At 66.6% G+C, this 26,823-nt stretch carries 22 protein-coding genes; 14 read left to right on the plus strand and 8 right to left on the minus strand.

The genetic code is table 11. From position 1 onward, the window contains the following. The first annotated feature begins 2 nt into the window (after nucleotides 1–2). Together ACS5NL_RS04380 and ACS5NL_RS04385 are read left to right on the plus strand one after the other, a co-directional pair. The gene (locus tag ACS5NL_RS04380; RefSeq protein WP_439352421.1) at nucleotides 3–965 is read left to right on the plus strand and encodes an alpha-E domain-containing protein; all 963 of its coding nucleotides are present in this window, start codon (nucleotides 3–5) and stop codon (nucleotides 963–965) included. A gap of 45 nt (nucleotides 966–1,010) precedes the next feature. Next, on the plus strand, nucleotides 1,011–1,847 hold the full coding sequence (locus ACS5NL_RS04385; protein WP_439352422.1) for a transglutaminase family protein: 837 nt from the start codon (nucleotides 1,011–1,013) through the stop codon (nucleotides 1,845–1,847). 105 nt (nucleotides 1,848–1,952) lie between these two features. On the opposite strand, the gene mltB is transcribed toward ACS5NL_RS04385, so the two are convergent. The 4 genes from mltB to ACS5NL_RS04405 are packed head-to-tail and all read right to left on the minus strand — an operon-like array spanning nucleotide 1,953 to nucleotide 6,968. After that, complete coding sequence (mltB, locus tag ACS5NL_RS04390) at nucleotides 1,953–3,005, minus strand: lytic murein transglycosylase B (protein WP_439352423.1); 1,053 nt, start codon at nucleotides 3,003–3,005, stop codon at nucleotides 1,953–1,955. A gap of 41 nt (nucleotides 3,006–3,046) precedes the next feature. After that, complete coding sequence (locus ACS5NL_RS04395) at nucleotides 3,047–5,071, minus strand: transglutaminase TgpA family protein (protein WP_439352424.1); 2,025 nt, start codon at nucleotides 5,069–5,071, stop codon at nucleotides 3,047–3,049. Beyond that, nucleotides 5,068–6,051 (minus strand): DUF58 domain-containing protein, encoded by a 984-nt coding sequence (locus tag ACS5NL_RS04400; protein ID WP_439352425.1) that lies wholly within the window; start codon nucleotides 6,049–6,051, stop codon nucleotides 5,068–5,070. The genes ACS5NL_RS04395 and ACS5NL_RS04400 overlap by 4 nt, the downstream gene beginning before the upstream one ends. Then, complete coding sequence (locus ACS5NL_RS04405) at nucleotides 6,048–6,968, minus strand: AAA family ATPase (protein ID WP_439352426.1); 921 nt, start codon at nucleotides 6,966–6,968, stop codon at nucleotides 6,048–6,050. The genes ACS5NL_RS04400 and ACS5NL_RS04405 overlap by 4 nt, the downstream gene beginning before the upstream one ends. 25 nt (nucleotides 6,969–6,993) lie before the next feature. On the opposite strand from ACS5NL_RS04405, the gene ACS5NL_RS04410 reads away from it, so the two are divergent. The 3 genes from ACS5NL_RS04410 to ACS5NL_RS04420 are packed head-to-tail and all read left to right on the plus strand — an operon-like array spanning nucleotide 6,994 to nucleotide 10,021. After that, nucleotides 6,994–7,947, plus strand: a complete 954-nt coding sequence (locus tag ACS5NL_RS04410; protein ID WP_439352427.1) for a histone deacetylase family protein — start codon at nucleotides 6,994–6,996, stop codon at nucleotides 7,945–7,947. Between the two features lie 20 nt (nucleotides 7,948–7,967). After that, complete coding sequence (locus ACS5NL_RS04415; RefSeq protein ID WP_439352428.1) at nucleotides 7,968–8,741, plus strand: enoyl-CoA hydratase; 774 nt, start codon at nucleotides 7,968–7,970, stop codon at nucleotides 8,739–8,741. Beyond that, nucleotides 8,735–10,021 (plus strand): mechanosensitive ion channel family protein, encoded by a 1,287-nt coding sequence (locus ACS5NL_RS04420; RefSeq protein WP_439352429.1) that lies wholly within the window; start codon nucleotides 8,735–8,737, stop codon nucleotides 10,019–10,021. Before ACS5NL_RS04415 ends, ACS5NL_RS04420 begins: the two co-directional genes overlap by 7 nt. A 30-nt stretch (nucleotides 10,022–10,051) precedes the next feature. Here ACS5NL_RS04420 and ACS5NL_RS04425 read toward each other — a convergent pair whose 3' ends face one another. The 3 genes from ACS5NL_RS04425 to ACS5NL_RS04435 all read right to left on the minus strand — a co-directional run bounded on the left by ACS5NL_RS04425 (nucleotide 10,052) and on the right by ACS5NL_RS04435 (nucleotide 12,940). Next, nucleotides 10,052–11,344: a TRAP transporter large permease gene (locus ACS5NL_RS04425; RefSeq protein ID WP_439352430.1), complete on the minus strand. Its 1,293-nt coding sequence runs from the start codon at nucleotides 11,342–11,344 to the stop codon at nucleotides 10,052–10,054. Then, the gene (locus tag ACS5NL_RS04430; protein ID WP_439352431.1) at nucleotides 11,341–11,838 is read right to left on the minus strand and encodes a TRAP transporter small permease; all 498 of its coding nucleotides are present in this window, start codon (nucleotides 11,836–11,838) and stop codon (nucleotides 11,341–11,343) included. The genes ACS5NL_RS04425 and ACS5NL_RS04430 overlap by 4 nt, the downstream gene beginning before the upstream one ends. A gap of 85 nt (nucleotides 11,839–11,923) precedes the next feature. Next, on the minus strand, nucleotides 11,924–12,940 hold the full coding sequence (locus ACS5NL_RS04435) for a TRAP transporter substrate-binding protein (protein ID WP_439352432.1): 1,017 nt from the start codon (nucleotides 12,938–12,940) through the stop codon (nucleotides 11,924–11,926). A gap of 364 nt (nucleotides 12,941–13,304) precedes the next feature. Here ACS5NL_RS04435 and ACS5NL_RS04440 point away from each other — a divergent pair, with 364 nt between their 5' ends. The 4 genes from ACS5NL_RS04440 (at nucleotide 13,305) to ACS5NL_RS04455 (ending at nucleotide 17,922) form a co-directional block, all read left to right on the plus strand. Beyond that, nucleotides 13,305–14,054: an electron transfer flavoprotein subunit beta/FixA family protein gene (locus tag ACS5NL_RS04440; protein ID WP_439352433.1), complete on the plus strand. Its 750-nt coding sequence runs from the start codon at nucleotides 13,305–13,307 to the stop codon at nucleotides 14,052–14,054. Nucleotides 14,055–14,066: 12 nt separating this feature from the next. Beyond that, nucleotides 14,067–14,996: an electron transfer flavoprotein subunit alpha/FixB family protein gene (locus tag ACS5NL_RS04445; protein WP_439352434.1), complete on the plus strand. Its 930-nt coding sequence runs from the start codon at nucleotides 14,067–14,069 to the stop codon at nucleotides 14,994–14,996. A 135-nt stretch (nucleotides 14,997–15,131) separates the two neighbouring features. After that, nucleotides 15,132–16,922, plus strand: a complete 1,791-nt coding sequence (locus ACS5NL_RS04450) for an acyl-CoA dehydrogenase (protein WP_439352435.1) — start codon at nucleotides 15,132–15,134, stop codon at nucleotides 16,920–16,922. A gap of 19 nt (nucleotides 16,923–16,941) precedes the next feature. Then, nucleotides 16,942–17,922, plus strand: a complete 981-nt coding sequence (locus ACS5NL_RS04455) for an NAD(P)H-dependent flavin oxidoreductase (RefSeq protein WP_439352436.1) — start codon at nucleotides 16,942–16,944, stop codon at nucleotides 17,920–17,922. 30 nt (nucleotides 17,923–17,952) lie between these two features. On the opposite strand, the gene ACS5NL_RS04460 is transcribed toward ACS5NL_RS04455, so the two are convergent. Next, nucleotides 17,953–20,229, minus strand: coding sequence for a penicillin-binding protein 1A (locus ACS5NL_RS04460; RefSeq protein WP_439352437.1), 2,277 nt, complete (start codon nucleotides 20,227–20,229; stop codon nucleotides 17,953–17,955). 122 nt (nucleotides 20,230–20,351) lie between these two features. On the opposite strand from ACS5NL_RS04460, the gene ACS5NL_RS04465 reads away from it, so the two are divergent. The 5 genes from ACS5NL_RS04465 to ACS5NL_RS04485 all read left to right on the plus strand — a co-directional run bounded on the left by ACS5NL_RS04465 (nucleotide 20,352) and on the right by ACS5NL_RS04485 (nucleotide 26,685). Beyond that, nucleotides 20,352–23,429 carry a transglycosylase domain-containing protein gene (locus ACS5NL_RS04465; RefSeq protein WP_439352438.1) on the plus strand — a complete coding sequence of 1,026 codons (3,078 nt, stop codon included), beginning with the start codon at nucleotides 20,352–20,354 and terminating at the stop codon, nucleotides 23,427–23,429. 131 nt (nucleotides 23,430–23,560) lie between these two features. Continuing rightward, nucleotides 23,561–24,970, plus strand: a complete 1,410-nt coding sequence (locus tag ACS5NL_RS04470) for a DUF2130 domain-containing protein (protein ID WP_439352439.1) — start codon at nucleotides 23,561–23,563, stop codon at nucleotides 24,968–24,970. Between the two features lie 313 nt (nucleotides 24,971–25,283). After that, nucleotides 25,284–25,613 carry a hypothetical protein gene (locus tag ACS5NL_RS04475; RefSeq protein WP_439352440.1) on the plus strand — a complete coding sequence of 110 codons (330 nt, stop codon included), beginning with the start codon at nucleotides 25,284–25,286 and terminating at the stop codon, nucleotides 25,611–25,613. Nucleotides 25,614–25,695: 82 nt separating this feature from the next. Beyond that, nucleotides 25,696–26,061, plus strand: a complete 366-nt coding sequence (locus tag ACS5NL_RS04480; RefSeq protein WP_439352441.1) for a hypothetical protein — start codon at nucleotides 25,696–25,698, stop codon at nucleotides 26,059–26,061. An 81-nt stretch (nucleotides 26,062–26,142) separates the two neighbouring features. Continuing rightward, entirely contained in the window at nucleotides 26,143–26,685 is a 543-nt protein-coding gene (locus tag ACS5NL_RS04485) for a hypothetical protein (RefSeq protein ID WP_439352442.1), read from the plus strand. Nucleotides 26,686–26,823 lie beyond the last annotated feature (138 nt).

Here is a 26,823-nt window from a genome sequence, read left to right on the forward strand (position 1 = left end):
GCATGCTTTCGCGTACCGCCGACCACCTTTTCTGGATGTCCCGCTACACCGAGCGGGCCGAAAACACCGCGCGCATGCTCGATGTGAACTACCAGACCTCGCTGCTGCCGCAGTCCGCCGCCGTGGCGCAGGTCGGCTGGCAGGGTCTGCTGTCGATCAGCGAGCTGATGACCAGCTACACCGCCAAGTACGGACAGGACATCACGGCGCGCAACGTCATGGACTTCATGGTGCGCGACGAGTCCAACCCGTCGAGCATCGTGTCCTGCCTGCGGGGCGCGCGCGAGAACGCGCGGGCGGTGCGCGGCGCGCTGACCACCGAACTGTGGGAAACGCAGAACGCCACCTGGCTCAAGCTGGCCGGCTACCTCAAGTCCAACGACTTCGAGCGCGATCCGGGCGCCTTCTTCGAGTGGGTCAAGCACCGTTCGCACCTCTCGCGCGGCGTGGCCGTGGGAACGATGCTGCAGGACGAGGCCTTCCACTTCTACCGCATGGGCTCGTTCCTGGAGCGGGCCGACAACACCGCGCGTCTGCTGGACGTGAAGTTCCACGCGGTGCAGAGCGACTTCTTCGGTGCCGCCAGCGAGCAGGATCAGGAATACGACTTCTACCACTGGAGCGCGATCCTGCGCTCGGTGTCCGGCTTCGAGGTCTACCGCAAGGTGTATCGCGACGTCATCACGCCCGAGCGCGTGGCCGAGCTGCTGATCCTGCGCCCGGACATGCCGCGCAGCCTGGCGGCCAGCATGAACGAGGTGGTGGCCAACCTGAGCGTCGTGGCCAACGACATCTCGGGCGAGACCCAGCGCCGCGCCGGCAAGCTCAAGGCCGACCTGCAGTACGCGCGCATCGACGAGATTCTCTCGACCGGCCTGCACGCCTTCCTCACCCAGTTCCTCGACCGGGTGAACGAACTGGGTGGCCGCATCAGCCAGGACTTCCTCGTCCCCTCGGTGCATTGACTCGTCCGGGTACCATGCGGGTCCCCGGCGCAACCCGGAGCCCGCATGAAACTCGTCATCCACCACAACACCCTTTTCCGTTACAGCCAGCCGCTGCTCTACACGGTGCAGTCGCTGCACCTGTGGCCGGTGAGCAGCGCCTGCCAGAGCGTGGAGTACTGGGAGCTGCGCGTGCCCGGCACGCTGCACAGCCAGCCCGACATCGAGGGCAACCGCGTGCACAGCTTCTCGCTCTCGGCCCGGCCGGAGCAGGACCTGCGCGAGAACAGCATTGCCGGGCGGGGCACGGTGCTGACCCATGGCGTGTCCGAGTTCACCGATCCGCCGACGCTGCCGCCGCCCGGTTTCTACCTTCGGTCCACGCCGCTGGCCGAGCCGCACCCGCGCATGGCCATGTGGGCACTGCAGGTGGTGCCCGGTTTGATGGCGGCGCTGGCGCGGGGCGAGCTGCCCTCGGTGGCCGACCTCGTGGCCCTGGCGGGAGCGGTGGGCGACAAGGTGCAGTACCGCAAGGGCAGCACCGGGGTGGAGACCACGGCGCTCGAAGCGTTCGACTGGGAGCTGGGCGTCTGCCAGGACCAGGCCCATGTGATGGTGGCCGTGTGCCGCAGCATCGGCCTGCCGGCGCGGTACGTGAGCGGGTATTTCTACGCGGCCAACGAGCCCGATCTGGCCAGCCACGCCTGGGCCGACGTCTGCATGGACCCGGTGAACCGGCGCTGGATCAGCCTGGACGTGACCCACCGCTGCCCGACCGACGAACGCCACATCCGGCTCGCGGCGGCCACCGACTACAGCGCCTGTCTGCCGATCAAGGGGCTGCGCCGCGGTGGCGGCGAAGAGAGCATGGCGGTGGACATCCGCATCGGGCCCTGGGCGTGATTTGCAACACCCCCGCAGCGCTTCGCGCTACCCCCTCAAGGGGGCGGCACTGGCCGTCCGGCAGAGCCGGTCCGGCGGTGCCCAGGTGGGCATAACTTCAAGCGGTTACGGTCGGCGGTTGACCAGGGCTTCGATGGTCTGGCCCAACTCGATCACCGCCATGGCGTAGTAGCTGCTCCAGTTGTAGCGGGTCACCGCATAGAAATTGTCGGTGCCCGCCACATAGGTCGGTGCCGATCCGCCGTTGGCCGGGTCGCCGTTCTGCAGCTCGATCAGCGCCAGCTTGCCGGTGTGCTTCTGGCCCTCGGCATCGAGCACCGCGCCCCTGGCACTGAAGCTCTCGACGCTGAAGCTGGGCAGGATGTCCGGCGCGAGCAGCCCTTCCTTGTCGAGCCGGGTCGGGTCGAAGGTCACGGGGTAGTGGGTCGCCTGCCCGGTCTGCCAGCCGTAGCTCTTGAAGTAGTTGGCCACCGAGCCGATCACGTCGGCCTGGCTGTTGAACAGGTCGACCTTGCTGTCGCCGTCGTAGTCGATGGCGTAGCGGGCCCAGCTGCTGGGCATGAACTGCGGCCAGCCCATGGCGCCGGCGTAGCTGCCGCGCACGGCCTGCGGGTCCATGCCGGTGCGGTGCGTGAGGCTGAGGAATTGCTCAAGCTCGCTGCGGAAGAATTCGGCACGGGCTTCGGCCCGTGGATGGCTGGCCGGAAAGTCGAAGGCCAGCGTCGCCAGCGCGTCGATCACGCGGTAGTTGCCGGTGTGCTGGCCGTAGATCGTCTCGACGCCGATCACGCCGACGATCAGGCTGGCGGGCACGCCGAATTCGCGCTCGGCGCGTTCCAGTGTGTCGCGGTTGGCTTCCCAGAAACGCTGCCCGGCGCGCAGGCGCACCGGCTCGATGAAGCGGGCGCGGTAGGCCGCCCAGTTCTTGTAGGCGGCCTTGGCGACCGGCAACGAGAAACGGATCACGCTGGGCTGGCGACGGGCCGCGCCGATCTGCTGGCGCACCCACTGCACATCCAGGCCTCGGCGTTGCGCGAGATCCTCGGCGAAGGCCATGGCGACGGGCGATTGCGCGTACACGGCAATCTCGGTGGTCGCGGTGGCCGTTGCGGGCGGGGTGTCGCCGCTGGCCTGCGCCAGCGGAGCGAAGAGGACCATGGCAGCGGCCCACAGGCGGAGGAAGGAGGGGTATCGGGCGCTCATCGTGTTGCCCGTGCGGGCCAGGCGATCTGTCGGAGTTCGGATTGCAGGGACTCCAGCGTATCGCCACTGCGGGGTGCGTAGCGCAGGGCTTCCAGCCGCAACAGCCAGGCGCCCAGTTGCCGCGTGAAATCGTTGTCGCCGAAGTGTGCGGACGCGACACGGGCGAGCTCGCGCGGCGTGCTGTGCTCGGCCGCGGTGAGTCCGGTTGCCGCCAGGCGGCGCCGTACACGGGCGAGCGTGCGCAGCCATGGGTCGTGCTGCTGGCGCTCCCACAACGTCCAAGCCACGCCGGCGAGGCTGACCGCCACGACCACGCCGATCAGCACATAGGCCAGATCGGTCCAGCTGGGCGACTCGAAGCCGAGGTTCCTGAGCAGGTCGAGCTGGCGGCCCTGCGTGTAGTTGAGCACCCACTGGTTCCAGCCGTTGTTCACCGCATCCCAGGCGTCGCGCATGCGCTGCACCAGCGTCGGGTCGATCGTGCCCAGGGCGGTGGCGATGGCCCCCTGGGGGGTGCGCAGCCGTTCCACGGAGCCGGTGCGACCGGGGGCTACCGCGCCGGTCGGATCGACCCGCACCCAGCCCCGGCCTTCCAGCCAGACCTCGGCCCAGGCGTGGGCGTCGCGCTGGCGCACCACCCAGTAGCCGTCGACCACATTGAGCTCACCACCCTGGTAGCCGGTGACGATGCGGGCCGGGATGTCGAGGGCCCGCATCAGGATCACGAACGAGGAGGCAATGTGCTCGCAGAAGCCTTCCTTGCGGTCGAACCAGAATTCATCGGCGGTGTGGCGGCCGTACACGCCGGGGTCGAGCGCGTAGGAATACCCGCCGGTGCGCAGCCGCGCCAGGGTCGCCTCGATCAGTGCCGGCGCGGACTGCGGTCCGGTCCCGAACTCCTTGCGCATGCTCTGCGCCAGGGCCAGCGTGCGCGGGTTGAAACCCGGCGGCAGCGTGGTCTGGTCTTCCAGCGCCAGGGAGGGCAGCAGTGGCCCGTGTCGGAACGCCGTGTGGCTCTCGGCGCGGTAGCGCAGCAGCTCGGTGATCGGACGCCGCGTGAGCCATTGCAGCTCCGGTGTCATGAACGGCCTGTAGTTGGGCAGGTCGGGGGCGCTGGTCGTCGCCTCCAGCATCAGCAGCCAGGGCCGCATGGTCGGCTCCAGCGTGACCTCGTAGCGGACCGGATCGCCCGACACCTTCAGGTCGGCCTGCAGCTCCATGTAGGCCGGGAAGGCCGATTGCAGCGGCTTCCAGTCGACGCCGTCGAAGCTGGTCAGCACCGGGCCGCGGAAGTACAGCTCCCGCTGCGGGGGCGGCGACCCGTCAAAACGCACGCGCAAGGCGATGCGGTCGTCCAGCGCCAGTTCGGCGAGCTGGCCCACGCGCATGTTGCCCGACAGGCCCATGCGGCTTTCCGTGCTGTCGCCGGGCATGCCCCACAGCGGCGACAGCCGCGGGAACAGCATGAAGGCGACGAACATGATCGGCGCGCCCAGCGCCGCCATGCGCGCGGCGATGCCGACCATCTGCAGCAGCGGTGGCCGGCCGACCGGCATGTGGGCATTGACCACGGCCGTCAGCAGGCCCAGCAGCGCGATCAGGATGCCCGCTGCCGTGAGCAGCGACTGCGAATAGAAGAAGTGCGTCAGCAGGGTGAAGAAGCCCAGGAAGAACACCACGAAGGCATCGCGGCGCGCGCGCAGCTCCAGCGTCTTGAGCGCCAGCAGCACGACGATCAGCGTGACCCCGGCATCGCGTCCCAGCAGCGTCTTGTGCGTGAACCAGGTGGCGGTCACCGTCACCAGCAGCAGACCGACACGCCAGGGCCAGCCGGGCAGGGGCTTGCCGCGCAGGGCCAGTGACGCGCGCCAGAGCAGCACGCCCGTGGTCAGCGCCGAACACCACCAGGGGATGTGCTGCACCTGCATCAGCATCACCCACGCGATGACGGCGAGCAGGAACAGGGTGTCCCGCGTGTCGCGTGGCAATGCGGCAGAGAAGCCAAGCAAGCGCTGCTTCATGCCAAGGCCATCGCTTCCAGGCAGCGCGAACGGTGGGCGGCGCCCTGGTCCGGCGGGAACTCGTGGCCGGGAATGCGCAGACCGTAGTCCAGCCCCATGCGTTCGGCCATCAGCACCCAGGCCGTCAGCCGCGACAGGCGGGCCTCCATGTCCGGTGCGCCGCAATGGTTGTGGTCGAGCCAGAGTTGCTGGCGCTGCGTCGACAGCGCGTCGCGGCTGACCAGGTCGTTGCGTCCGGCGGCGAAGGTCTGTGCGGCCTTCTTCCAGACAATCGACTTCTGCGGGTCGCCGCGCCGGTAGGCGCGCACGCCGTCGAATTCGCCGGTGGTCTGCACCCGCGCGTTGCCGGCGAAGCCGGGCTGTGGTTCGCCCGGTGGCAGCGGCGGCGGGTGGGGTTCGGGGGCCGGATAGACCAGCAGCTGCGCGGCCGGCCGCCAGATGGTCCAGACCCGGAAGGTGCCCAGGGGGAACAGGGTGACGGCCGTGAGCGCCGGCAGCGCGTGCAGCCCGCGCCGCGGCACGGCCCAGGCCACCTGCATGGTGGTGGTGCCCTGCGCCGGCACATCGGTCCAGGCCAGGTGGGTGTCGTCCTTCAGTTCTTCGGCGGTCACGCCGACGCCGATGCCGTGGCGCGGGTTGGAACGGTCGTTGCCCAGCCGCAGGCCCAGCACCGCCGGTTGCCCGGCATGGGTGGGCGCCGGTGGTGTCAGGTGCAGCGACAGGCCGCGCAGGTTGGCGTGGCAGATGTGCATGCCGACCACGGCGCTGCCGGCCAGCAGGAAGGTCAGCAGGTAGCCGAGGTTGAGCTGGTAGTTGATGCTGCCCACCAGCAGGACCAACAGCGTGAAGGCGAGCATCCAGCCCGCGCGGGTCGGCATGATGTAGACGTTGTGCTGGTTCAGCACCAGCGTGTCGGTGCGCGGCAGCCGCTCGTGGAACCAGCGGCGCAGGCGTTGGCGCAGCGGGGCGAGCGGGTTCACGGGAGCGGCGTGGCGTCGGTCATGGCCCGCACCTGCTCGGTCGCACCGCGGCCGGCGTCGCTGACCGGAATCAGGCGGTGCGACACGGTCTGCGGCAGGATCGCTGCGATGTCGTCGGGGGCCACATAGTTGCGACCCTGCAGGAAGGCCTGCGCCTTGGCCGCGCGCAGCACCGCCAGCGTGGCGCGCGGCGAGAGGCCTTGCGCGAACCAGCGGCCCGAGCGGGTGGCGGCCACCAGATCCTGCAGGTATTCGAGCACCGGCTCGGCCGCGTGCACGGCCTGCACCTCGGCCTGCAGCCGGGCCAGATCGTCCGGCGTCAGCACGGCCGGCATCTGTTCGATCAGCTCGCGCCGGTCGGCACCCCGCAGCAGTTCGCGCTCGGCGGCACGGTCCGGATAGCCCAGCGAGATGCGCATGTGGAAGCGGTCCAGCTGCGATTCGGGCAGGGCGTAGGTGCCCAGCTGGTCGAACGGGTTCTGCGTCGCGATGACGAAGAAAGGCTGCGGCAGGGTGCGGGTCTCGCCCTCGACCGTGACCTGCTTTTCTTCCATCGCTTCGAGCAGCGCGCTCTGCGTCTTCGGGCTGGCGCGGTTGATCTCGTCGGCCAGCAGCACCTGCGCGAACACCGGGCCGGGGTGGAACACGAAGGCCTCGCGGCCGCGCTCATAGATGGACACGCCCACCAGGTCGCTGGGCATCAGGTCGGCGGTGAACTGGACCCGCGCGAACTGCAGGCCGAAGGAGCGGGAGAGGGCATGCGCCAGCGTGGTTTTTCCGACGCCGGGAACGTCTTCGATCAGCAGGTGTCCTCCAGCGAGAAGGCAGCCGACGCAGTCGGAAACCTGGGGGGCTTTGCCCACGATGACCGTGTTAAGCTGGTCCAGAAGCTGTCGGATTTTTGTATCGGCATGCATCCGTGAACCTTACCGTAAAAAAGCGATGAGTCAGGCCACCGGTTATTTCACCCACCCGGACTGCCGGAGACACGAAATGGGTCCGGGGCACCCCGAATGCCCGGCGCGGCTGGACGCGATCGAAGACCGCTTGTTGGCCAGCGGACTGGGCGCGGCGCTGGTCCGCCGCGACGCCACGCCGGCGTCGATGACCGAGCTGGAACTGGCCCACGGCCGCATGCACCTGGCCTCGCTGCGCGGGCTCTCCGACGGACTGCGCGACGAGATCGCCGCCGGCGGTCCGACCCATGCGCAGATCGACCCCGACACCTCGATCAACATCCATTCCTGGGACGCGATCCTGGTCGCCGCCGGTGCCGCCATCGACGCGACCGACGCGGTGATGGCCGGTGAACTGGCCAACGCGTTCTGCGCGGTACGCCCACCCGGCCACCACGCGACCCGCCACCAGGCGATGGGCTTCTGCTTTGTCAACAACGTGGCGGTCGCAGCCAAGTACGCGCTGGAGCGCCACGGCCTGGAGCGCGTGGCGATCATCGACTTCGATGTGCACCACGGCAACGGCACCGAAGACATCGTCGCGGGCGACGAGCGCATCCTGATGTGCAGCTTCTACCAGCACCCGTTCTATCCGCCCTGGGACCATTCGAATGCCCCGAATCTGGTGAACCTGCCGGTGCCGGCCTACACCCGGGGCATGGACATCCGCGAGCTGGTCGACATGATGTGGCTGCCGCGGCTGGACGCCCACAAGCCGCAGATGATCTTCATCAGCGCCGGTTTCGACGCCCACCGCGACGACGAGATGGGCCAGCTGGGCATGGTCGAGAACGACTACGCCTGGATCACCGAACGCATCAAGGAAGTGGCCCGGCGCCACGCGAAGGGCCGCATCGTGAGCTGCCTCGAAGGCGGCTACGACCTCGGCGCCCTGGCCCGCAGCGTGGAGGCCCATCTGCGCGCGCTGGCCGATCTCTGAACCGTCTCCCGATCTTCAACATGAGCGACGACATCCTGATCCACCGCCGCGACGAGCGCGGCGTGCACACCCTGACCCTGAACCACCCCAAGGCCTTCAATGTGCTGTCGGAGGCCATGCTGGCTGTCTTCCAGCGCGCGGTCGATGCGGTCGCCGCCGACGCCGGCGCGCGCGTGGTAGTGATCGCCGCCGAAGGCCGGGCCTTCTGCGCCGGGCACGACCTCAAGGAGATGCGCGCACGGCCCGAACTGGCTTACTACCAGTCGCTGTTCGCGACCTGCTCGAAGCTGATGATGTCGCTGCGCAGGCTGGAGGTGCCGGTGATCGCCCGGGTGCATGCGCTGGCCACGGCCGCCGGTTGCCAGCTGGTCGCGCAGTGCGACCTGGCGGTGGCGGCCGACGGCGCGACCTTTGGCGTCAACGGCATCGACGTCGGCCTGTTCTGTGCCACGCCCGGTGTCGCGCTCTCGCGCAACATGCTGCCCAAGCAGGCGATGGAAATGCTGCTGACCGGCGACTTCATCTCGGCCGCCGAAGCGAAGGAGCGCGGGCTGGTGAATCGGGTGGTGCCGGCCGAGGCTCTCGACGCGGAGGTCGAAACCCTGGTGGCGCGCATCCTGGGCAAGCCGCGGGAGGCCATCGCGATGGGCAAGACCCTGTTCTACCGGCAGCTGGAAACCGGCATGGAGTCGGCCTACCAGCTGGCGGGTCAGACCATGGCCTGCAACATGGTGCACGGCGTGGCGCAGGAAGGCGTGCAGGCCTTCATCGAGAAGAGGGCACCGCAATGGTGAAGGGTGTGACAACACCGCCACCGATCCAGGACCTGGACGCCTGGCTGGCGGGTTTCAAGCAGGCCACGGTGTGGATCGAACTGGTGGGTCTGGGCCTGAGCGTCTTGGCTGCCTGGGGCCTGGCGGCCTTGCTGCGCAAGGCGCTGAACAAGCAGGACGACCGGTCCTCGATCCTGTTCGGGCGCCAGGTGATCGACGGCGTGCTGTTTCCCTTGCTGCTGCTGGTCTTTGCCCTGGTTGCGCGTGGCGTGATTGCATCCGAGCTGCCGCTGGCCGTGTTCAAGGTGGCGATTCCGGTGCTGGTGTCGCTGCTGGTGATCCGGCTGGGCGTGAAGGTGCTGCAGGCCGCGTTTTCGCAGGCGCCCTGGGTGCGGGTGATGGAACGCACCATTTCCTGGCTGGCCTGGGGTGTCATGGTGCTCTGGGTCAGCGGCCTGCTGCCGCTGGTGCTGGCGGAGATGGAGGACATCACCTGGCACATCGGCAACAGCACCGTGAGCCTGCGGACCATGATCGAGGGCACGCTCACGGCCGGCGCGATGCTGATTCTGACGCTCTGGCTCTCGGCGGCGATCGAGGCGCGGCTGCTGCGCTCGGCGGTCGGCGGCGACCTGTCGCTGCGCAAGGCGCTGAGCAATGCGACCCGCGCGGTGCTGATGTTCCTGGGCCTGATCGTGGCGCTGTCGGCGGTGGGCATCGACCTCACGGCGCTGTCGGTGCTCGGCGGCGCGGTGGGGGTGGGCATCGGCCTGGGCCTGCAGAAGCTGGCGGCCAACTACGTCAGCGGTTTCGTGATCCTGACCGAGCGCAGCATGCGCATCGGCGACAACGTGCGGATCGACAACTTCGAGGGCCGCATCACCGACATCACCATGCGCTACACCGTGATCCGCTCGGCCACCGGCCGCGAATCCATCGTGCCCAACGAGATGCTGGTGACCAACCGGGTGGAAAACCTCTCGCTGGCCGACCCCAAGGTCTGGCAGTCCACGGTGGTGTCGGTGGGCTACGACACCGACGTCGATCTGGTGCGCCGGCTGCTCGTGGCCGCTGCGGTTCTGCAGGAGCGTGTGCTGAAAGATCCGGCGCCCAATGCAGCGCTGTCGGCGTTCGGCGCCGATGGCGTCGAGTTCACGCTGGGCTACTGGATTGCCGATCCGGAAAACGGCCAGCTCAACCTGCGCTCCGAAGTGAACCTGGCGATCCTGCGGTCGCTGCGGGAACACGGCATCGAGATTCCGTATCCGCAGCGCGTCGTCCACACCCGGCCGGCGGCCTGACCCACGGTCGGGTGCCGGCCTCGCACTCCTTCATTTCATGAGGCCGGGCAGCCACAGCGAGATCATCGGGAAGGCGATCAGGATGCACAGCCGCACCACGTCGGCGGCCACGAAGGGCCAGACGCCGCGGAAGATGGTGTTGAGCTTGACATCCGGCAGCAGGCTGTTGATCACGAACAGGTTCATGCCCACCGGTGGCGAGATCATGCCGATCTCCACGATGGTCACGATCAGGATGCCGAACCACACGGGGTCGAAGCCCAGGGCCGTGATCACCGGGTAGAACACCGGGATGGTCAGCAGCACCATGGACAGCTCTTCCATGGCCAGACCCAGGATGATGTAGATCACCATCATCATGATCACCACCATGATGGGGTGCGGGCTGAACTGCAGGATGAAGTCGCGCAGATCGCCCGGCATCGACGTGAAGTTCACGAAGTTGCTGAAGATCATGGCCGCGATCAGGATGGTGAACAGCATCGCCGTGGTGCGCGCGCTTTCGACCAGGATGTCCATCAGCGCCCGCGGTGTGAGCGAGCCGCGGAACAGGGCGAACATGAAGGCGCCCGCCGCGCCAACACCCGCGCCCTCGGTGGCGGTGAACACGCCGCCATAGATGCCGCCGATCACCAGCGCGAACAGCAGCACCACGCCCCACACACCGCGGATCGCCGTCCAGCGCTGGGACCAGCAGGCGCGCTCGGCGGGAGGGCCGGCGGCCGGGTCACGCCAGGTGACGAACACCACGGCCAGGCAGAGGCAGACGATGGCGACGATGCCGGGCAGGATGCCGGCGATGAACAACTTGCCGATGTCGGTCTCGGTGATGATCCCGTAGATCACCATGATGGTCGAGGGCGGGATCATGATGCCCAGCGTGCCGCCGGCGCCGATCGATCCCGCGGCCAGCGAGTCCTTGTAGCCGTGGGCCTTCATCTCCGGGTAGGCCACGCGCGTCATCGTGGCGGCCGTGGCGATCGACGAGCCGCAGATCGCGCCGAAGCCGCCCGAGGCAATGATGCTGGCCATGGCCAGGCCACCCCGCTTGTGGCCGACGAAGGTGTTGGCGGCCGAGAAGAGTTCGCGCGCCATGCCTGCGCGGGCCACGAAATTGCCCATTAGCACGAACAGCGGAATCACCGACAGCACGTACTGGAAGCCGGTTTCGAACACGACCTGGCTGGTGCTGGCAAAGGCGGCGTGCCAGCCGCGCAGCAGTCCCAGGCCGGCGAGCCCGACCAGAGACATCGACACCGCCAGCGGAACACGCAGCAGCGCCAGCAGAAAAACGGCCGCAAAGCCGAGGGCGGCTTCGGTCATACGGCGCCTCCCTGGTCGTCACCGGCGCGGCGGGGTGGGAAGAACACGAACAGCAGGTGGACCATGGCAGTGATGAAGAGGAGGCCGGCCATCAGCCAGGCCACCGGGGCAATGGAAAACTGGAGGTAGACGGTGGTGTCGCCGTATTCGGCAAACCGCTGGGCGCGCAGCACCAGCAGCCAGGCCAGGCCGCCGAAGGTCGTGGCGCTCACCAGCTCGACCAGCCGGTCCTGGATGCCCTTGATCCAGTCGGGAATCAGATGGTCGAGCGAGTCGAACACCACATGTTCGCCGCGCCAGGACACCAGGGGCAGGGCGCCGAAGATCACCACCACCATGAGGACCTCGGTCAGTTCCAGCCCGCCGGGCACGGAGTGGTCGAAGAATTTGCGGCCGGTGACATCGATCAGCGTGAGCCACATGATGGTGAACAGCGCCATGGCCGAGATCAGGCCGGTGGACCAGCGCAACAGTTTTTCGAAGGTCTGGAACATGGTGGTGGGAGCAGGAAAAAAGAAACCGGCGGGGCCGCTGGAACAGTCCCGCCGGTGATCAGATCGCGCTTGGCTGGCGCTGGCCTTACTTGATCTTGGCGATCTCGGCGCGGAACTCGGCCAGCACGCCGCGGGCGTTCTTCAGGCCCTTGGCCTCGGCGGCCGCGACCCACTTGTCTTCCAGGGCGGCCTGCTTGGCCTTGACCTCGTTGACGAAGGCCTCGCTGGCCTGGATGCGGGCCACGCCCTGGGCCTTCTGGGCGCCATTGACGGAAGCGTCGTCGGCCCGCTCCCAGTTGACGCCGTAGGTCCGCGCCACGTACTCGCCCGACAGCTTGTCGACCACGGCCTTGTCCTGCGCCGACAGGGCGTCGTACTTGGCCGGGTTCATCATGAAGACGAAGCTGGTGTTGTAGAGGCCACCGGGGAAGGTGGTGGCGTGTTTGATCATGGACAGCTTGAATGCGCTGACCGACTCGTCGGGGAACAGGGTGCCGTCCATCACGCCGGTGGAGAGCAGTTCGAACGCTTCCGTGGCGGGCTTGAGGGTTGTGTTCCAGCCCAGCAGCTTGGTCAGCTCGTTGATGTTGCCGCCACCGATGCGCCATTTCAGCGAGGCGGCGTCGGACGCGTGCGTCACCGGCTTCTTGCTGTTGAAAATGATGCCGGGGCCATGCGTGAACACGCCCAGCACCTTCACGCCCTTGTGTTCGCCCAGCGGTGCGAAATACTTGCTGTAGATGTGCTGGTAGGCCACCGAGGTGGCGATCGCGTTGTCACCCAGGAAGGGGAACTCGGCGACCTGCGTGTTGACGAACCGGCCCGGGGTGTAGCCGTCAACGGTGAACGAGATGTCGGCCAGGCCATCGCGCACGGCATCGAAGGTGCCGGGAGGCGCCGACACCATCTTCGGCAGGATGTTGCACTTCATCCGGCCGGCGCTTTCCTTCTCCAGGGCATCGCACCACTGCTTCTGCGACACGCTCAGCGGGTGGGTCGGCGCCACCCAGGACGACGCGGAAAACACCGTCTGCGCGGAGGCACCGGCGCCGACAAACAGTGAGGAAGCCAGGATGGCCGCGCTGGCCAGACGGAATTTCATGCAGTGTCTCCGGGAGGATGTATTTGGTTATTCAATATAAGCACAAGGCTTGATTTCACTATAGGCGAATACCCAAGGGGGGCTTCTACTGACTTACCCGGATTAGCCGACCGACCGGTTGGTTTTCAGGGAATTCCCTTGCTTTGTCGTCGGGGCGGCAGACGGGTCAAGGGGCATTGGCGATCATGCGCACTCTTCCTCTATAATCGAAAAAAGCACGATCGTTCTATTTTGTGGCCATGCAGCAAAGGTATGTCCATGAATGTCGCGGTGCTTGCCGCACGCCTACAATCCGAATTGACGTGCACGTCAACTCGGGCACCCGTTTCAACCCGCCTTTCCCATTCATCAGGAGCAACCGAACATGAAGGTCATCGTCCCCGTCAAACGCGTGGTGGACTACAACGTCAAGGTGCGCGTCAAGAGCGACGGCACTGGCGTGGACATCGCCAACGTCAAGATGAGCATGAACCCGTTTGACGAGATCGCGGTGGAAGAAGCCGTGCGACTCAAGGAAAAGGGCGTGGTCACCGAAGTGATCGCCGTCTCCTGCGGCGTGGCCCAGTGCCAGGAAACCCTGCGCACCGCGATGGCCATCGGCGCCGACCGCGCCATCCTGGTGGAAACCGATGTCGAGTTGCAGCCGCTGGCCGTGGCCAAGCTGCTCAAGGCTCTGGTGGACAAGGAGCAACCCGGCCTGATCATCCTGGGCAAGCAGGCGATCGACGACGACGCCAACCAGACCGGCCAGATGCTGGCTGCGCTGGCCGACCTGCCGCAAGCGACGTTTGCCAGCAAGGTCGAGATCGCCGACGGCAAGGCCAAGGTCACCCGCGAAATCGACGGCGGCCTGGAGACGCTGGAAATCACGCTGCCCGCCGTGGTCACCACCGACCTGCGCCTGAACGAGCCGCGCTACGTGACGCTGCCCAACATCATGAAGGCCAAGAAGAAGCCGCTGGAGAACGTCAAACCCGCCGACCTGGGTGTCGATGTGACGCCGCGCCTGAAGACGATCAAGGTGGCCGAACCCGCCAAGCGCGGTGCCGGCATCAAGGTGCCCGACGTGGCTGCCCTGGTGGACAAGCTCAAGAACGAAGCCAAAGTGATCTGAGGAAGAAACAACATGACCGCACTCGTCATTGCCGAACACGACAACGCCTCCATTAAGGGCGCGACCTTCAACACCGTCACTGCCGCCGCCGCTTGCGGTGGTGAGGTGCACGTGCTGGTGGCCGGCCACAACGCCGGCGCCGCCGCTGCACAAGCCGCGCAGATCGCCGGCGTTTCCAAGGTGATCCACGCCGACGCCGAAGGCTTCGCCCACGGCCTGGCCGAGAACATTGCTGCCCAGGTGCTGGCCATCGCCGGCAACTACAGCCACATCCTGTTCCCCGCCACCGCAGGCGGCAAGAACGTGTCCCCGCGCGTGGCCGCCAAGCTGGACGTCGCCCAGATCAGCGAAATCAGCAAGGTCATCAGCGCCGACACCTTCGAGCGCCCGATCTACGCCGGCAACGCGATTGCCACCGTGCAGAGCAGCGACGCCACCAAGGTCATCACCGTGCGCGCCACCGGCTTCGACGCCGCAGGTCAGGGCGGATCGGCCGCCGTGGAAACCGTGGCCGCTGCAGCCGGCAACGGCAAGAGCGCTTACCTGGGCAGCGAAATCGCCAAGAACGACCGTCCCGAACTGACGGCGGCCAAGATCATCGTCAGCGGTGGCCGTGCGCTGGGCAGCAGCGAGAAGTTCAACGAAGTGATGACGCCGCTGGCCGACAAGCTGGGCGCGGCCATCGGCGCCAGCCGTGCGGCCGTGGACGCGGGCTACGCACCCAACGACCTGCAGGTCGGACAGACCGGCAAGATCGTGGCGCCGCAGCTGTACATCGCCGCCGGCATCTCGGGCGCGATCCAGCATCTGGCTGGCATGAAGGACTCCAAGGTGATCGTGGCGATCAACAAGGACCCCGAGGCGCCGATCTTCTCGGTCGCCGACTACGGCCTGGAAGCCGACCTGTTCACGGCCGTGCCGGAACTGGTCTCGAAGCTGTAAATCCCCACCCCACGACAGCGCTGGAGCCGACCCCCCTCCAGCAGCAGCCGAGGAACCGGCTTGGCCGGGCCTCTGGCTGCGCCCCCTTGAGGGGGTGACGCCGCAAGGCGGCGCGGGGGTGATTCAGGAGACACCATGAGCTACACCGCACCACTCAAGGACATGCTGTTCAACATCGAGCACCTGGCGCGCATCGACCAGGTTGCCGCTTTGCCCGGCTTCGAAGACGCCGGTCTGGAAACCGCGCAGGCTGTGCTGGAGGAGTGCGCCAAGCTCAACGAAGGCGTGATCGCGCCGCTGAACTTCGAGGGCGACAAGAACCCGTCGTTCTTCAAGGACGGCACCGTGACCACCACGCCCGGTTTCAAGGAAGCCTTCAAGCAGTACGCCGAAGGTGGCTGGCAGGGCCTGCAGCACCCGGTGGACTTCGGCGGCCAGGGCCTGCCCAAGACCATCGGCGCGGCCTGCGGCGAAATCCTCAACAGCGCCAACATGAGCTTTGCGCTGTGCCCGCTGCTGACCGACGGAGCCATCGAAGCGCTGATCACCGCCGGCAGCGACCAGCTCAAGGACGTGTACCTCGAAAAGCTGGTCAGCGGCGAATGGACCGGCACCATGAACCTGACCGAGCCGCAGGCCGGTTCCGACCTGGCCGCCGTGCGCAGCCGCGCCGAGCCGCAGCCCGATGGCTCCTACAAGGTTTTCGGCACCAAGATCTTCATCACCTACGGTGAGCACGACATGGCACAGAACATCGTGCACCTCGTGCTGGCCCGCGTGACCGGCGCGCCGGAAGGCGTGAAGGGCATCAGCCTGTTCGTGGTGCCCAAGTTCATGGTGAACGCCGACGGCTCGCTGGGCGCGCGCAACGACGTGCACTGCGTCTCCATCGAACACAAGATGGGCATCAAGGCCTCGCCCACCGCGGTGCTGCAGTACGGCGACCATGGCGGTGCCGTGGGCTACCTCGTCGGCGAAGAGAACCGCGGCCTCGAATACATGTTCATCATGATGAACGCCGCGCGCTACGCCGTGGGCGTGCAGGGCATCGCGGTGTCCGAGCGCGCGTACCAGAAGGCCGTGCAGTACGCCAAGGACCGTGTGCAGAGCCGTCCGGTGGACGGTAGCTTCACCACCGCCGCGCCCATCATTCACCACGCCGACGTCAAGCGCATGCTCATGACCATGCGCGCTGCCACCGAAGGCTGCCGTGCCATGGCCAGCGTGGCCGCCGCTGCGTATGACGCGGCCCACCACCACCCCGACGCCGAAGTGCGCAAGCAGAACGCCACGTTCTACGAATTCCTGGTGCCGCTGGTCAAGGGCTACAGCACCGAGATGAGCCTGGAGGTCACTTCGCTGGGCGTGCAGGTGCACGGCGGCATGGGCTTCATCGAAGAAACCGGCGCGGCGCAGTACTACCGCGACGCCAAGATCCTGACCATCTACGAAGGCACCACCGCGATCCAGGCCAACGATCTGGTGGGCCGCAAGACCTCGCGCGACGGCGGCACTTCCGCCAAGGCGATTGCCGCGCAGATCGAAAAGACCGAAGCCGAACTGAAGGCCCGTGGCAGCGCCAACGCGCTGGCCGTGGCCAAGCGCCTGACGGCCGCGCGCCTGGCCTTTGTGGACGTGGTGGACTTCATCGCCGCGAACACCCGCAGCAACCCCAACGCGGCCTTCGCGGGCAGCGTGCCCTACCTGATGCTGGCCGGCAACCTGATGGCGGGCTGGCAGCTGGCGCGCGCGCTGCTGGTGGCCGAAGACCTGTCCGCCAAGGGACAGGATGCGCCCTTCATGCACGCCAAGATCACCACCGCCCGCTTCTACGCCGACCACCTGCTCAGCCGCGCGCCGGGCGTGCGCGATGCGATCGTGGAAGGTGCCGAGGCCGTGACGGCGCTGCCCGCCGAAGCGTTCTGAAAAACATACAGGAGACGACATGACCCAACGCCAACGCTACCTGCCCCCGGTGCTGCAGAACCTGCCGTTCCCGGTGATCGGTTCGCCGCTGTTCATCATCAGCAACCCCAAGCTGGTCATTGCCCAGTGCAAGGCCGGCGTGGTGGGCTCCATGCCCGCGCTCAACGCGCGCCCGGCCGCGCAGCTGGAAGACTGGCTGGCCGAAATCACCGAAGCACTGGCGGCGCACGACGCCGCGAACCCCGACAACAAGGCCGCGCCGTTCGCGATCAACCAGATCGTGCACAAGAGCAACGACCGGCTGGAGCACGACCTGCAGCTGTGCGCCAAGTACAAGGTGCCGATCATCATCACCAGCCTGGGCGCGCGCGAAGACGTGAACCAGGCGGTGCACGGCTGGGGCGGCGTGGTGCTGCACGACGTGATCAACAACGTGTTCGCGCACAAGGCGATCGAGAAGGGCGCCGACGGCCTGATCCCGGTGGCGGCCGGCGCCGGCGGCCACGCCAGCGTCAAGAGCCCGTTCGCCATGGTGCAGGAAATCCGCGAGTGGTTCGACGGCCCGGTGGCGCTGTCGGGCGCCATCGCCTCGGGCGGCGCCATCCTGGCGGCGCAGGCCATGGGTGCCGACTTCGCCTACATGGGCTCGGCCTTCATCGCCACGGATGAAGCGCGTGCGGTCGACGGCTACAAGCAGATGATCACCGAGAGCAACTCGGACGACATTGTCTACAGCAACTTCTACACCGGCATCCACGGCAACTACCTCAAGGGCAGCATCAGGAACGCCGGCATGGACCCGGACCACCTGCCCGAGAGCGACCCGAGCAAGATGAACTTCAGCACCGGCGAGGGCGCCAACGCGGCCAAGGCGTGGAAGGACATCTGGGGCTGCGGCCAGGGCATCGGTGCCATCCGCGAAGTGATGCCGGCGGCCGACCTGGTGGCCCGCCTCAAGCGCGAGTACGCCGAGGCCAAGGCCCGCATCTGCGGCGGCTGAAGCAGACGCGGCGGCGTCCGCCGCGCCTGCCTACTTGAACAGGTCCTTGATCGCGTCGAGGATCGTGGGCGGGCCGGCCAGCGCGGAGCCGGCGCCGTCGGTGATCGATTCGACCGCCCCGCCGTTGGCCCACTCGGCATATAGCCAGTCGTCCTTGGCGCGGGTCAGTCCGGCAGGCGCCTCACCCGGCGCCGCAACCGGCACGCCCTTGAGCGCGGCGGCCATGTAGTCGTTCCAGATCGGCAGCGCCAGGCGGCCACCCGATTCCTGGTCGCCGAGGCTGCGCGGCTTGTCATACCCCATCCACACCACGGCAGCCACGCCGGGCTGGTAGCCCGCGAACCAGGCGTCGAGCACGTCGTTGGTGGTGCCGGTCTTGCCGTAGATGTCGGTGCGCTTGAGGCGCGCCTGCGCCTTGGCGGCGGTGCCGACGCGCGTCACGTCGTTGAGCAGGCTGCCCATGACGTAGGCGTTGCGGGCCGGGATGGCACGGTTGTCTTCGTTCAGCGGCGTGGTGGGCGGGGCTTCGAACAGCACCTTGCCCTGCGCGTCGGTGATCTTCTCGATCACCACCGGCTCCAGCGACCAGCCGCCGTTGGCCAGCGTGGCGTAGGCGCGCGCCATCTGCAGCGGTGTCACCTGGCCGGTGCCGAGCGCCAGCGTGAGGTTGTCGGGTTGTTTGGCGACGTCCAGGCCGAAGCGGCCAAGCCAGTCGCGCGCCTTGGCGGTGCCGGTGTGCTGCAGCACGCGCACGCTCACCAGGTTGTTGGACTTCGCCAGACCCTCCCGCAAGGTGATGGGACCGCCGGCGCTGGGACCGGCGTTGCCCGGTGACCAGCCATTGGCGGCGGTGAACGGCGATTCGTCGACCAGGGTCGAGGGCATGACCCGCTCTTCCAGCGCTGCCGAATACAGCAGCGGCTTGATGGTCGAGCCGGGCTGGCGCCAGCCCTGGGTCACGTGGTTGAACGGCTGGTGCGTGAAGTCGAAGCCACCGACCAGCGCGCGCACGCGGCCGGTGTGCGTGTCCAGCGACACCAGCGCGGCTTCGGCTTCGGGCCACTGGCTGATGGACCAGTTCTTGCCGTCCTGGACCAGCCGCAGCACCGAGCCGCGGCGGATCTTCAGCGTGTTGTCGGCCTTGGCCGACAGCCCGGGCGATGCCCAGCGCAGGCCGTCACCGGTGATGCGGGCCTGCTCGCCGCTGGCCAGCTGCACCCGCACTTCCTTGGCGCTGGCGGCGAGCACCACGCCGACCCGCAGCAGATCGTCGTCCTGGTGGTCCTTGAGGACTTCGGCCGCGGCGCGTTCCAGTTCCGCACCGTCGTCCGGCAGATCCCCGAAACCTTCGGGACCGCGCCAGGGGCCGCGCCGGTCCTGCGCCAGCACGCCGCGCTGCACCGCGGCATAGGCCGCGCGCTGGTCGGCGGCGCGCAGCGAAGTCATCACCCGGATGCCGCGCGAATAGGCGCCTTCGCCGAAGCGATCGACCACGGCGCGGCGCGCCATCTCGGCCACGTGCGCCGCCTCGACGTCGCGCTGACCGGGTGGGCGGATCACCAGCTTCTCGGCGCGCGCGGCGGCCAGCTGGGCGTCGTTGATCACCCCCACGGTGCGCATGCGTTCAAGCACGATGCGCTGGCGCGCGGTGGCGCGCTCCAGGTTCGCGACCGGATTGGCGTAATAGGGGTTCTGCGGCAGGCCGGCGAGCATCGCGGTCTCGGCGATGGAGAGCTGGTCCATGGACTTGCCGAAGTAGGTCTGCGCGGCGGCGGCGAAGCCGTAGGCGCGCTGGCCCAGGAAGATCTCGTTGAGGTAGATCTCCAGGATGCGGTCCTTGGACAACGCCTCCTCGACCTTGAAGGCCAGCATGATCTCCTTGGCCTTGCGCTCGAAGGTCCGCTCGCGCGTGAGCAGCATGGTGCGCACCAGCTGCTGGGTGATGGTGCTGGCACCCTGCTTGCGTCCACCGGTGATCAGGGCCAGGGCGGCGCGCGCCATGCCCTTGGGGTCGACGCCGGAGTGTTCGCGGAAACGCGCATCCTCGACCGCCAGCAGCGCGTCCTGCATCAGCTTTGGGGTCTTCGACAGCGGCACGTATTCGCGCCGTTCGGCACCGAACTGCGCCAGCTCCACACCATCGGCCGTGAAAACCTGCAGCGGCAGCTTGGGCTGGTAGTGGACGATGCGGTCGATCGGGGGCAGGTCGAACGTGGCGGCGCTGGCCGCGGGGGCGGTCAGCAGCAGCGGGGCCGGGGCAATGAACGCCAGGCTGACGATCAGGTGGCGCGAATGACGCAAAGACATGGGCGTGAATTATCCGGTGGGGCCGTGAACTGCAGATGCACCCGGCGTAACTGAATGTGCCATCATGGTTTTCGTCACACTGGTGTCGGGTCTGATGTTGCATAGTGGGCTCCGTACAGCACATGGAACTTTCCAAACCAGAAGAACCCGGCGGGGATGGCGGTCATCCGGTCTCCCGCGCTCCAGGCCCGGCGCCTGGCGCAGGACGCCGCCTGAGCAGGCGCTGGTGGCTTGGCGGTCTGCTGGCGCTGGCCTTGCTGGCGGCGGGCGTGGTCTGGCTGCTGCTGGACGAGGTGCACACCTCGCGCTGGCAGGCCCGGCTGTTGAGCGAATACGCCAGCGAGCTGGGTTACCACAGCGCCGCCGGGGCCAGCGACAGCGTGCGGTTTCCCGCCCAGGGGCCGTTCGACCAGCGGCTGGGGTACACCGACATCCCGGCCTTTGTGGCCAAGCTCGAACCGCGCGGCTTCGCCATCACCGAGCAGGTGCGACAGAGCCCGGCTTTGCTGACCCATCTGGACCGGGGCCTGTACGCACCTTATGCCGAAAAAAGCCGGGCCGGCCTGACCGTGCTCGACTGCCACCGCTGGCCGGTCTACCACTTCCGCTACCCCTACCGCAGCTTCGAACGCTACGAACAGGTGCCGCCCCTGGTCGCGCAGGCCTTGCTGTTCATCGAGAACCGCGACCTGCTCGATGCCGGGCGGCCGCAGATGAACCCCGCCGTGGACTGGGTGCGCTTTGGCCGCGCCGTGCTCGGGCAGCTCGGCAGCCATTTCGACCCCGCCTTCGACACGCCCGGTGGCAGCACCCTGGCCACCCAGATTGAAAAGTACCGCCACTCGCCCGATGGCCTGACCCACAACGGCCGCGAAAAGCTGCGCCAGATGGCGTCGGCCGCCGTGCGTGCCTACCGCAAGGGCGCGGACACGTTGCCGGTGCGGCGCCAGATCCTGCTCGACTACCTGAACACGGTGCCGCTGTCGGCCGCGCCCCGCTACGGCGAGGTGCACGGACTGGGCGACGGTCTGTGGGTGTGGTTCGGCACCGACTTCGAGCGCGCCCGCCAGCTGCTCTCGTCCGCTGACCCGGGCGCCGGAGTCGGCCAGGCCGAACGCGCCCAGGTGCTGCGCCAGGTGGTCGCCCTCATGGTGGCCCACCGCCGGCCGTCCTGGTACCTGGCGCAGGGGCGCCACGACCTCGACCAGATCACCGACGCCTACCTTCGCCTGCTGGCCGGCGCGGGCATCATCGACACCGCCTGGCGCGACGCCGCACTGCGTCAGCGGCTGGTGTTCCGCGACATGGCGCGACAGCCGCCGCAGTGGCCCGCCAGCCCGGGCAAGGGCACCACCGCCGTGCGCAGCCGCCTGGCCGGCTGGCTGGGCAGCTCGCTCTATGCGCTCGACCGGCTCGACGCCAGCCTCGACACCACCCTGAACGCCGGCCTGCAAGACGCCGTCAGCCACTTTCTGGATCAGCTGGACGATTCGGCCTTCGCGCGCTCGCAGGGCCTCATGGGCGAGCGGCTGCTGCAACCTGCCTCGCTGGGCGCCGTGCGGTACAGCTTCACCCTGCTGGAGCGCACCGACGGTGCCAATCTCGTGCGGGTGCAGACCGACACCACCGCCCAGCCGCTGGACATCAACGAAGGCAGCAAGCTCGAGCTGGGCTCCACCGCCAAACTGCGCGTGCTGGCGACCTATCTGGAGCTGGTCACCGAGCTGCACACCCGGCTGTCGCCGCGGGACCCCGGTGCCCTGCGCGAGACCAGCGTCGACCGGCAGGACACGCTCACGCGCTGGGCCGTGCAATACCTGAGCAGCAGCCCCGACCGCAGCCTGGAGGCCATGCTCAATGCCGCCCTGGACCGCCGTTTTTCGGCCGATCCCGGCGAACGGTTCTTCACCGGTGGTGGCCTGCACGTCTTCAGCAACTTCAACGCCGACGACAACCACCGATCGCCCACCTTGCGCGAAGCCTTGCAGGCCTCGATCAACCTGCCTTTTGTGCGGCTGCTGCGCGAAGTCGTGCGCCACACCATGTACCAGGTGCCTGGCAGCACCGCGCGCCTGCTCGAAGACAGCAACGACCCGCGCCGCGACACCTACCTGGCCCGCTTCGCGGACCACGAAGGTCAGACTTTCCTGCGCCGCTTCTGGCGCAAGACCGAACAGAGCAAGCCCTCGGAACTGCGCGCGCTGCTGCTGGAAGGGCTGCGTCCCACGCCCGAACGGCTGACCGCGGTGTTCCGCTATCTGGACCCCCAGGCCTCGCCCGCGGCGCTGGACGCCTTCCTGCGTGAACGCCTGGGCGACAAGGCGCCCGACGCGACACGGGTGGAGCGCCTGCACAAGCGGTTCGCGCCCGACGCGCTCGATCTGCCCGACCGGGGCTATGTGGCCGGCGTGCACCCACTGGAACTCTGGCTGGTGGGCTACCGCCTGCAGCACCCCGATGCGCCGCTGGCGCGGGCGCTGGCCGACAGCGCCGACGAGCGGCAGGCGGTCTATGGCTGGCTGTTCCGCACCCGCTTCAAGAGCGCGCAGGACACCCGCATCTACACCCTGCTCGAAGTCGAGGCCTTCCTCGACATCCACAGCCGCTGGGCCCGGCTGGGCTACCCCTTCGGCCACCTCGTTCCTTCGCTGGCCACGGCCCTGGGCAGCTCGGGCGATCGGCCGGCCGCGCTGGCCGAGCTGATGGGCATCATCGTCAACGGCGGCGTGCGCCTGCCCAGCCGGCTCATCAACACCGTGCAACTGGCCAGCGACACGCCCTGGGCCACCACGCTGGGCCCGACGCCGGTCGAGGGCGAACGCGTCATGACACCCGAAGTGGCGCGCGCGCTGCGCAAGGCCTTGTCCGATGTGGTCGAGCGCGGCACGGCGCGCAGACTGTCGGGCAGCTTCCACACCGGCAGCGAAGACCTGTCGCCCGGCGGCAAGACCGGCACCGGCGACAACCGCGTGGTCGTGCGCGGGCGCCCCACACTGGCCCTCAACCGCACCGCCACCTTCGTGTTCTACCTCGGGCCGCGCTACTTCGGCACCCTGACCGCCTATGTGGTCGGGCCGGACGCGGCGGGCTACCGCTTCACCTCCGCACTGCCGGTGCAGATCCTGACTTCGCTGGCGCCGACCCTGATGCCCTACCTGGACACGTCCACCGCCGACGCCTGCCGGAGCGGGCCGCCCTGACCGGAACCACCACGCCAGGACGTGGGTATATTGGTTCCATCCGGCCACGGCCGGTTTCCAGGCTTGCGGGGCAAGGGGCAGGGCCCCGGACGCGCAAGCCCTTTCAGACCGAAGGCGGGAGAGCCACAGGCATGCACGACATCATCTGCCCACACTGCGGCAAGGCATTCAAGATCGACGAGGCCGGTTACGCGGACATCCTCCAGCAGGTGCGCGACAGCGCTTTCGAGCAGCAACTGCACGAGCGGCTGGAGCTGGCCGAGCAGGACAAGCGCAACGCCGTCGAGCTGGCCACCACCAGGGTGGCCAGCGAGTTGCAGACGGCGGCCATGACCAAGGACGCGGAAATCCAGGCGCTGAAGGCCAAGCTCGATGCTGGTGACGTGGCGCGCAGGCTCGCCGTGGCCGAAGCGCTGGGCGCCGTGGAAAAGCAGCGCGACGCGCTCGCCAACGAACTGGAGCAATCCCGGCGCGACCAGCAGGCCACCGCCGACCTGGCCGCCGCCAGGCTCGTGAACGAACTGCAGAAAGCCGCGGCCGCCAAAGACGCCGAGATCCAGGCACTGAAAGCCCGGGTCGACGCCACCGCCGTCGCGCAGCGGCTCGCCATCACCGAGGCCGTCAGCGCGGTCGAGAAAGAGCGCGACGAATTGAGGGGCGGTCTGGAGCGCGCTGCGCTGGAAAAGCAGCTGGCCCAGCAGTCGCTCAAGGACAAGTACGAGACGCAGATCAAGGACCGCGACGACGCCATCGAGCGCCTGCGCGACATGAAGGCTCGCCTGTCAACCAAGATGATCGGCGAGACCCTCGAACAGCACTGCGAGACCGAATTCAACCGCATCCGGGCAACGGCATTTCCGCGGGCCTATTTCGAAAAAGACAACGACGCGCGCACCGGCAGCAAGGGCGACTACATCTTTCGCGACGCCGACGAAGCGGGCACCGAAATCGTCTCGATCATGTTCGAGATGAAGAACGAGGGCGACCGCACCGCGACGAAAAACCGGAACGAAGACTTTCTGAAGGAACTCGACAAAGACCGCACCGAGAAAGGCTGCGAATACGCCGTGCTGGTCTCCCTGCTCGAACCCGACAGCGAGCTCTACAACACCGGCATCGTCGACGTGTTCCACCGCTATCCGAAGATGTATGTGGTCCGCCCGCAGTTCTTTCTGCCCATCATCACGCTGCTGCGCAACGCGGCCATGAACTCGCTCAAATACAAGTCGGAACTGGCGCTCTTCAAGGCGCAGAACATCGACATCACGAACTTCGAGAGCGAGCTGGAAGGCTTCAAGACCGCGTTCGCGAAGAACTACGACCTGGCCTCCCGGCGCTTCCAGACGGCGATTGAAGAGATCGACAAGTCGATCGACCACCTGCAAAAGACCAAGGAAGCCCTGCTCGGCGCCGACCGCAACCTGCGCCTGGCCAACGACAAGGCGCAGGATGTGACGATCAAGAAGCTGACCCGGGGCAACCCGACGATGGCGGCCAAGTTTGCCGAACTGAAGAATCAGGGTTCCACGGATGGCGGTTAGGGTGGGGAAGGGGCAGGGCTGAATTGCTCTGGGTTTTCCAAGGACTGTTCAAGGCTGGGCGCAGTCGTTCACCGGAGCTTGATGGCGGCCGCTCCCGACCCGTTGCGGTCGTACAAGGAGCCAAAGTGAAGCGGTAACTGGTTGGTTGTGGATGCCGGGTTTCGTGGTCTACTTCTACCTGTATAAAAATCAGGTATTCGCATCCAACCCTTTGATCCGATTGAATTTTTTTGGAGGTTGATGTGGCCAGAATATTCCGCAACGTCCAGCTTATCCCGCGGGTTCTGCGGGATACATTCCGTTATCGCGCTCAATGAAGCTCGTACATCACGACTCCTTCGATGATCGTCAGCAGGCGCTCACGGCGGCACTTATTGAAGCAATTGCCCGTGAATTGAAGAAGGTCGATGCGCCCGAAGAGCTTGTGGAGCAACTCACCGGCTCAATTGCTTTCGCGGTCACCGCTTTGATTGACGACTCCGCATCCGAAGACTTCGCTGGCGGAACGCTTTCACCCATGCTCACCTTCCAGGTTGGAGAGGAAGAACTGGCTTACGCAGGTGGAAATACATGGATGCACGAGTATGTGGCCCGGTTGCTGCCCTCAGTTCTTCAAAAGCTTAATGGTGCGAGCAGTGCATAGAACGCGCCATAACCTTTCAATGCAGCGGACCTGCGCCAGTTGCGCTGGCTGGTCCGCTGACTTCAAACGTTAAACGGCAGTCATGGCAGCATTCAAGCATCACAGCACTTTCCCAAAGGAAAAGGACATTCAAGGGCACTTGTTCCCGCATGTCTGCTTCCATTGCAAGAAGTCTTTTAAAAAGCCGATCAGCGAAGCGCCAAGACGTTGCCCGCAGTGCGGAGGGGAGATGGTGAGGCTCAGTCGCAAATTCTCAGCACCTGCCGCAGCCGACACTCTTCAATGGAAGAAAGTACAGTTCTTGGTGGAGCACGGTTTTTTATTTCAGTCAGTCTACGAACCAACGGAATCAGGGGGGCGGCAGAAGACAAGCTATCCGGCGACATTTGAGCAGGCGAAAGAGTTTGTTGTTGCCTTTAAGTCGCAGGCGGTGAATCGTGCCGCTTAACATTTTGGCCCACGCGGACACTCAGCAGCAGATAGCCGCTTCGCGGCGTTTGCTGAGTGCCGGTCGCCTCCAACGTTAGATATGGAGAAAAAGGAAGAGCGTAGGCTGGCGCGAAAAATTGTTCGCGCAGTTGCAAAAGAGTTTCAAGCGATCGGATTTCTGCATACAAAGCCAACGTTCATCGTGAGACCGTTTAAGGGCTTTGTTCAGTTCATGCATTTCCATAATTATTCATTTGGTCCAGACCTTCGCGTCCACTTTGGTATCCGGGTCTTGAATGATCCTTTTATCGCTGTAGCCCTGAATGGTCCATCCTCTGATGAAGGTGGGCGCTATTGGCCTGACGAAGAGCACACAATGATATGTACATCGCGGCTCGTCGAACTCGTCAGACGCGAAGGGTTGCCGTGGTTTTCTGTTCTATCCAGCGCAGAGATGTTGTTGACTTCTCTGGAAACTCCGCTCCGCGAGAGTGATCGAACGGCACTGCTGGAGGATATGGATGGTCGAAGGAATGAGGCAAGTTGGCAGAATTCAATGCGTTTGCTGGGCTTGCCCCATGAACGCTCTAACGGGGCGCTGGAGCCAACTGCCGTGAGCAGCGTTGGCTCATTTGAGCATTGAGCGACTGCTTTTCTCCGCCGCCATCGTCCGTTACTGGCCGATAGCAGACCTTCGTGACAACGGACTGTCAGACTGCTACCGCTGCCAAGGCATCTATGCTGAGAGCACTGCGGCTGGCGACTCATCAAAAAAATCTGC

Origin of the sequence: Hydrogenophaga sedimenti (assembly GCF_051857515.1) — a bacterium.
In the GTDB taxonomy this organism is placed as follows: domain Bacteria; phylum Pseudomonadota; class Gammaproteobacteria; order Burkholderiales; family Burkholderiaceae_C; genus Hydrogenophaga.

What these genes read in the sequence shown, in the direction of transcription:
- ACS5NL_RS04395 (WP_439352424.1), bottom strand. Translation starts at nt 5,071, where the DNA reads ATGAAGCAGCGCTTGCTTGGCTTCTCTGCCGCATTGCCACGCGACACG.
- ACS5NL_RS04485 (WP_439352442.1), top strand. Translation starts at nt 26,143, where the DNA reads ATGGAGAAAAAGGAAGAGCGTAGGCTGGCGCGAAAAATTGTTCGCGCA.
- ACS5NL_RS04410 (WP_439352427.1), top strand. Translation starts at nt 6,994, where the DNA reads ATGAGTCAGGCCACCGGTTATTTCACCCACCCGGACTGCCGGAGACAC.
- ACS5NL_RS04405 (WP_439352426.1), bottom strand. Translation starts at nt 6,968, where the DNA reads ATGCATGCCGATACAAAAATCCGACAGCTTCTGGACCAGCTTAACACG.
- ACS5NL_RS04430 (WP_439352431.1), bottom strand. Translation starts at nt 11,838, where the DNA reads ATGTTCCAGACCTTCGAAAAACTGTTGCGCTGGTCCACCGGCCTGATC.
- ACS5NL_RS04445 (WP_439352434.1), top strand. Translation starts at nt 14,067, where the DNA reads ATGACCGCACTCGTCATTGCCGAACACGACAACGCCTCCATTAAGGGC.
- ACS5NL_RS04480 (WP_439352441.1), top strand. Translation starts at nt 25,696, where the DNA reads ATGGCAGCATTCAAGCATCACAGCACTTTCCCAAAGGAAAAGGACATT.
- ACS5NL_RS04420 (WP_439352429.1), top strand. Translation starts at nt 8,735, where the DNA reads ATGGTGAAGGGTGTGACAACACCGCCACCGATCCAGGACCTGGACGCC.
- ACS5NL_RS04380 (WP_439352421.1), top strand. Translation starts at nt 3, where the DNA reads ATGCTTTCGCGTACCGCCGACCACCTTTTCTGGATGTCCCGCTACACC.
- ACS5NL_RS04460 (WP_439352437.1), bottom strand. Translation starts at nt 20,229, where the DNA reads ATGTCTTTGCGTCATTCGCGCCACCTGATCGTCAGCCTGGCGTTCATT.
- ACS5NL_RS04435 (WP_439352432.1), bottom strand. Translation starts at nt 12,940, where the DNA reads ATGAAATTCCGTCTGGCCAGCGCGGCCATCCTGGCTTCCTCACTGTTT.
- ACS5NL_RS04440 (WP_439352433.1), top strand. Translation starts at nt 13,305, where the DNA reads ATGAAGGTCATCGTCCCCGTCAAACGCGTGGTGGACTACAACGTCAAG.
- ACS5NL_RS04470 (WP_439352439.1), top strand. Translation starts at nt 23,561, where the DNA reads ATGCACGACATCATCTGCCCACACTGCGGCAAGGCATTCAAGATCGAC.
- ACS5NL_RS04415 (WP_439352428.1), top strand. Translation starts at nt 7,968, where the DNA reads ATGAGCGACGACATCCTGATCCACCGCCGCGACGAGCGCGGCGTGCAC.
- mltB (WP_439352423.1), bottom strand. Translation starts at nt 3,005, where the DNA reads ATGGTCCTCTTCGCTCCGCTGGCGCAGGCCAGCGGCGACACCCCGCCC.
- ACS5NL_RS04465 (WP_439352438.1), top strand. Translation starts at nt 20,352, where the DNA reads ATGGAACTTTCCAAACCAGAAGAACCCGGCGGGGATGGCGGTCATCCG.
- ACS5NL_RS04450 (WP_439352435.1), top strand. Translation starts at nt 15,132, where the DNA reads ATGAGCTACACCGCACCACTCAAGGACATGCTGTTCAACATCGAGCAC.
- ACS5NL_RS04475 (WP_439352440.1), top strand. Translation starts at nt 25,284, where the DNA reads ATGAAGCTCGTACATCACGACTCCTTCGATGATCGTCAGCAGGCGCTC.
- ACS5NL_RS04385 (WP_439352422.1), top strand. Translation starts at nt 1,011, where the DNA reads ATGAAACTCGTCATCCACCACAACACCCTTTTCCGTTACAGCCAGCCG.
- ACS5NL_RS04425 (WP_439352430.1), bottom strand. Translation starts at nt 11,344, where the DNA reads ATGACCGAAGCCGCCCTCGGCTTTGCGGCCGTTTTTCTGCTGGCGCTG.
- ACS5NL_RS04455 (WP_439352436.1), top strand. Translation starts at nt 16,942, where the DNA reads ATGACCCAACGCCAACGCTACCTGCCCCCGGTGCTGCAGAACCTGCCG.